The following is a 6,305-nucleotide window of genomic DNA, read 5'->3' as shown; positions in this document are numbered from 1 at the left end:
CTAAAAAACAATAAATTAGCTCGTGTCTTTCGGGTTATGAATATAATTTTAGGCGCGGATTACGCGGATTACACGGATTCTTTTTCTGTAGTACAATGTTATAGCGTAGCCTTTAATCCGTGTAATCCGCGTAATCCGCGCCTAAATTATTATCAGCATTTAGTTCATTTCTTTTTCGATATGAATTATCTTACTTCACCTTTATATGTACACAGTTGTTTCCTTGCATGGAAGTTCAGTTTACTCCAAATGGTAACTTTAGTAACCCCACACGGTAACTCCATTTACATGCTGAGGTAAAGACCGTTACATGCCGAGGTAAAGGTCGTTACAATAAGGGGTAAAGGCCGTTACATACGGCAGTAAATGCTTTTACATCTAATAGTAAATCGTCGGTAAATGCTATTGGTTGATTATCAATAAACTAACAAGAATCCCGTTAGCAATCTTTCATTCATAATTGATAGGCTTTGATATTTTGTGATGTAGAAGGCTGGATATGTATCCCATTGATATTTAGTTTTGTTTGTCCGTCCTCTTTTGTCAAAGGCAAGTAGTAACATATTCATGTTACGTTTTCGGCTTCTCAGCCGTCCGGTATCCACATCTACCCGATTTGACTTGCCTTTGAGGTTAAAAGAGTTTTTTACTGCTCCCGTCCAATGTTGTCTGATAAGCATAAAAAAAGCGGTAAGCATTTGCCTATCCGCCGGAGAGGGAGTCGAAGCCCTTGTGCACAAACAGGAAACGCCTACCGCATATAACGGTGAGGCGTATAGTCTGTTCCATGTGCACTCAAATTTTTCGACTTTTCTCCAGCACAAGAATCAGCTAAACGCTTTTTCTTTAATATGTAAAATCATAGTCGTGTTTACGACTGCACAAATATATAAAATAATCGAATTACAGCGCACTGAATCTGCTGTCTTTTTCAGTGAATACTATCCACGGACGATTGAATTCACATAAATTAAATTTGGAGGCAAAGATAAACAGTTATATCTTTGTCTCTCAGATTCAGTCATTGATTCCTGAATAGTTGTATGGAATAGTATGAAATGAAAAAAATGATTTTAGAATCGGTGAAAGACACAGAAGATATCCGTAGCCTCTTAACAATGATTCAAGAGGAAAATACATTGGCATTCAATATGTTCTATGAGATGTATTATGACCAGGTATTTCGCTATACTTACTATTTTCTGAAAGACACAGAATCTTGTCGGGAAGTAGTTGCTGATGTTTTCTTTGCAGTATGGCAATCGCGCAAACGCCTAAAGGATATAGAAAACCTGGAAGCTTATTTATTTATATCCGTAAGAAACGAAGTTACCCGTTACAGTAAGAAAAATGGCAGGCAAAACCGTGTCTCATTGGATGAATTACCTGTCCAACTGGAAATCACAGAAGAAGAATCTCCCTATGATAAGATCTCTTATAAAGAAATGGAGCAGCTCTTGGGAAAGATTATTGGCGAATTGCCTGAGAAATGCCGTTTGATATTTCTTATGGCTCGTCAGGAGCAATTAAAACCCAAAGAAATAGCAGAGAGACTTTGCATCTCGGAAAATACGGTGCGCGTACAAATGAAAATTGCTATAGAAAAGATTATCAAGCAAATAAAACCATATTATCCGGACTTGACTCTTTCTCTATTATGGTCTTTCTTTTTCTCTTCCATTAGTTAAAGAATTTAAAAATACGGGATCTCTTTTAAATGAAATCCCATCAAGCTTACTCCTCAGTTTAGAAACAATTAATTATGAGCGAGGAAAACAACCCTATTGATATTCTACGAAATGAATTAATTCATGATATCAGTGATCATGAAAAAGCGGCATTAGAAGACTGGAGTCATTCTAATGATGATAATCGTAGTTTCCGCCAGTTGATTCGTGAAATGAAACTTTCTTCTGAAATCGAAAAGAAAGAAGAAGAAATGAAATCCTATATCTTGCAAGAAGTTCATAAACGGATAAACAGGAGCCGGTACATCAGGCGGCTTTTAAAGATCAGCACTGTGGCCGCTTCTATTGCAATACTATTGGGAATGACCGGTTATTTTTCATATAAAGAAGGTTTCAATCAAGTCAACAGTCAACAAATAGAGATGTCTAATCCATTTGGTATGTTATCAACAATCACTTTACCCGACGGGAGCAAAGTCATTTTGAATGCCGGAACTACAATCACTTATCCCAATGCTTTTGTCTCCAAGAACAGGGAAGTCGAAATAAACGGAGAAGCTTTCTTTGAGGTGGCTCATGATGCCGAGCATCCTTTTATAGTGAAGGCTAATCAGATTAACGTCGAAGTATTGGGTACACGATTCAATGTAAAAGCATACGAAGAAGATGATTGGATTGAGGTTTCTTTATCCGAAGGAAAAGTCGAGGTGCAGAGTGAAGACAAGAAAAAAAGAATTTTCCTGTCTCCTGGCGAACAAGCATATTATGATAAGCACAATCATTCTTTGACTACACGTACAGTGGATATTGCCCATTATACATCGTGGAGAAACGGGATCTATTATTTCAGGGCACTTCCTTTGAAAGAAATAGTCAAACAGCTTGAACGTATTTTCAATGTAAATATTTGCATAACCTCTTCTAATATTGAGGATATTATTCTGACCGGAGACTTCCTGCGGGGTGAGAATCTGGAGCAAATATTGCGTGTGATAACTGCAGATAAACGTTTAAAATACAGGATTGAAGAATATATGATCTATATAGATGAAAATAAAAGAGCTCGGAAAAGAATTTATTAACCCTAAAAAAGAATGCCTATGATGAAATAATATAGTATGGAAAAAGCGAAAAATGCGCTAACATTTTTCGCTTCAGTTAAGACTAGAGTCTGTAATTGTTCATGGATTTACAAACCTAAAATCAATACAAAAATATGGATTTAAATTTAAAAAATAAACACCCTCGTCGTATTTATTATCTGTTTCTTGTAATTATATTCTTTTTGGCATCTACGGAAATAGCTCATTCACAGGTAAAGAACCTATCTCTCCACTTAACGAATGTAACGTTAGAAGAAGCCTTGGCACAGATCAAGCAAAAGGGAGAATATTCTTTATGGTATCGCAATGAGGAAATCAACCTGAAGAAGAAAGTATCCCTTGATATTAAGAATGGCAGCATCACCCAAATTTTGGATGCTCTTTTTAAGGGGGAGGATTTAGGATATATAATAGAAGATAAGCACATCGTTATTTTTAAAGCAGACGAAAAGACTAAGGCTGCTCAGCAAACAGGCAAGCGAATTACGGGTATCATTAAGGATAATACCGGAGAGCCGGTCATTGGATGTAATATCATGGAAAAAGGAACATCAAATGGTACAATCACCAGTGTGGATGGAGACTTTTCCCTGAATGTTGCAGAAAATGCAGTTCTACAAATTTCTTATATCGGATACCTTACCCAAGAGATTCCTGTAAAAAATAATCAGAATATAACAGTCACTTTGCAGGAAGATTCACAAATCCTGGATGAAGTAGTTGTTGTGGGCTATGGAGTGGCAAAGAAAAGTGACTTAACCGGGTCTATTTCTCAGGTGAAAGCGGAAAGTATGCAAAACTATACTCCAGCCAGTGTTGGCGATTTATTGCGCAACAGTATTCCGGGTATGAGTGTGGGATACTCTGTTTCTGCGAAGGGAAATAGTGATATGATGATTCGTGGTGACAATACGTTGACTGCCGGATCGAGCCCTCTGATTATTGTCGATGGAGTGATCTATAATGGTGATATTTCAGATATAAACCCGAATGATATTGAGAAGCTGGATATTATGAAAGATGCAAGCTCTGCTGCGGTTTATGGTTCGAGAGCCACCAATGGAGTGGTAGCTATTACAACCAAGAAAGGAAGCTCCAAAAAACCTGTTGTCAACTTTAATGGAAGTATCGGTATAGCTACTGCAGCGAACAGGGTGAAACCTTATGATAAAGATGGATTTATCAAATGGCGTTCTGATATGTTTAAGTCAGTATATAGTGCAACTGTACCACAGACGCCTTGGAGTCCTTTTGATGATCCGCGTACGATAGATTCTCAATATCTGGATCAATGGATGGCCTACCATAGTACCACACCGGATAATCTGGTAGATGCCTGGTTGTCGGGACTGCGACTGACCGGATTGGAAATAGAGAATTACAAAGCAGGAAGAAGTATCGATTGGGAAGATTATATTTTTCATAACGGTCCGAGGCAGGATTATAACATAAGTCTTTCCGGGAAAAAAGAAGATTTCTCTTATTACTGGTCATTGGGATATATGTCGAATGAATCATTAGTAAAGGGAGATGAATTTTCTACCATACGTTCGAGAGTGAATCTGGAAGGGAAACCTGCCCGCTTTTTAAAAGTAGGTCTGAATGCCCAATTCTCTTACCGTGACGAAAGCTCTGTTCCCGCGGAGGTGGATCAGTATACCAAACTCACTCCTTACAGTTCCTTTTATGAAAGTGATGAAGAAACATTGAAATTATATCCCAATGATGATAATCAAGCAAAACATCCTTTATTAAACTCTACATACAGGTCGCGGGAGCAGGAATATTTTACCTTTTTCCCTAAAATCTATGCCACTCTGGATTTGCCATTTGGAATTACTTATACGGTGAACTATACCACCCGGTTCGTCTTCTATCATAACAATATACATGATTCTTCAGAGCACCCGGAATGGAAGTTGTTCGGAGGACGTGCTTCGCGTGAAAACTCTTTGAGGAGAGAGTGGCAAGTCGATAACATAATAAACTGGAACAAGACTTTTGCGCAAAAACATAAGGTAGATGTCACCTTGCTGGCAAATGCAGAAAAGTTCCGTAATGATACGGAGAAAATGAGTAACCAGAATTTTACTCCGAACGATATACTCGGATATCATGATATGTCCATAGGAAATTTACCGGAAATATCGAGTGACGACCAAATCAGAACGTCGAATGCCCTGATGGCCAGACTCAACTATGGTTTCATGAACAAGTATTTATTGACTTTATCGGTACGAAGGGATGGATCGTCTTTGTTCGGATATTCCAATCCTTATGCTACCTTCCCGGCCGCCGCTTTGGGATGGGTGATTTCAGAAGAAAAGTTTTTCAAAGTGAAGTTTGTTGATTATCTGAAGTTAAGAGCATCCTGGGGAATAAATGGAAACAGGGACATTACAAATTATGCAGCTTTGTCTAAAATGCTTGCTGAAAAATCATTGAATACCGATTTAAATGGAAATCCGATTACCATTCCTACTCTGGAAATAAATACAATGGGAAACAAAAAACTTAAATGGGAAAAGACAGGAGCTTATAACTTGGCTTTAGACTTCAGACTATTTAATGGCCGTTTAAACGGAACCGTAGAAACCTATTATATGTCGACCACAGATGTATTGGTAAACAGAGAACTTCCTACCATCACGGGATACAAAAGAGTGTACGCCAATCTGGGAGAAATCAGAAACAAGGGATTCGAACTTTCTCTGAGCAGTACCAATATGAAACAACATAATTTTGAATGGACATCCAATCTGATCTTCTCATTAAACCGGAATAAGATTATTACTATAACCGGTGAAAAGTATGATGTTTTTGATAAAGATGGTAACTTTGTAGGGCAAAAAGAACCGGATGACAAGACCAATAATTGGTTTATCGGTCAGGCAAAAGATGTGATATGGGACTATAAGATTCTGGGAACCTGGAAGATCGGTCAAGAAGAAGAGGCTGCCAAATGGAATCAGGCACCTGGTGATTTCAGGCTGGAAGACGTAAATGATGATGGGTTGTTGACAGATGAAGACAAGCAATTTCTGGGATATAAAACCCCACGTTTTTCGTGGACATTGAGCAATACTTTTACGTTGTTTAATGACTTTGAATTCTCTTTTGTTCTGTATTCTCTCTGGGGACATAAGGGTAGTTATAATTTGGCAAAACATGCAGATCATATAGAAGATCGCTGTAACTCCAGGGATATTCCTTATTGGACTCCTGAAAATCAGTTGGATGATTTTGCCAGATTGCGCTCTGCACCTGCAAAAGGAGTCGATTATTCGGTATGGTTTGATAAGTCTTATATACGTTTGGAAAATATAGCTTTAGGTTATAAGGTTCCTGCCAAATTTTTGAAAAAGACTCCTATATCCAATCTTAAACTAACATTGAATGTAAAGAATGCAGCTATGTGGGCAAAAGACTGGAAATTCGGTGACCCCGAAGATGGAATGCGTTCACAGAGAATATTTACTTTTGGATTAAATATGACCCTTTAAGTTTTAAATCA

3 protein-coding genes are annotated in these 6,305 nt (G+C 37.9%); all 3 read left to right on the top strand.

Features of this window, described 5'->3' with window-relative positions:
- The first annotated feature begins 1,058 nt into the window (after nucleotides 1-1,058).
- A complete protein-coding gene (locus DWW10_RS18420; protein WP_118422038.1) occupies nucleotides 1,059-1,688 on the top strand; it encodes an RNA polymerase sigma-70 factor in 630 nt (209 codons plus the stop codon).
- Between the two features lie 74 nt (nucleotides 1,689-1,762).
- Nucleotides 1,763-2,770: a FecR family protein gene (locus DWW10_RS18415; protein ID WP_022393485.1), complete on the top strand. Its 1,008-nt coding sequence runs from the start codon at nucleotides 1,763-1,765 to the stop codon at nucleotides 2,768-2,770.
- Between the two features lie 134 nt (nucleotides 2,771-2,904).
- Nucleotides 2,905-6,294 (top strand): SusC/RagA family TonB-linked outer membrane protein, encoded by a 3,390-nt coding sequence (locus DWW10_RS18410; RefSeq protein WP_022393484.1) that lies wholly within the window; start codon nucleotides 2,905-2,907, stop codon nucleotides 6,292-6,294.
- Nucleotides 6,295-6,305: the final 11 nt, after the last annotated feature.

It is taken from the genome of Bacteroides intestinalis (assembly GCF_003464595.1).
GTDB lineage: Bacteria > Bacteroidota > Bacteroidia > Bacteroidales > Bacteroidaceae > Bacteroides > Bacteroides intestinalis_A.
Note: the sequence above shows the minus strand (reverse complement) of the source record. Positions and strands in the feature narration are given on the sequence as shown.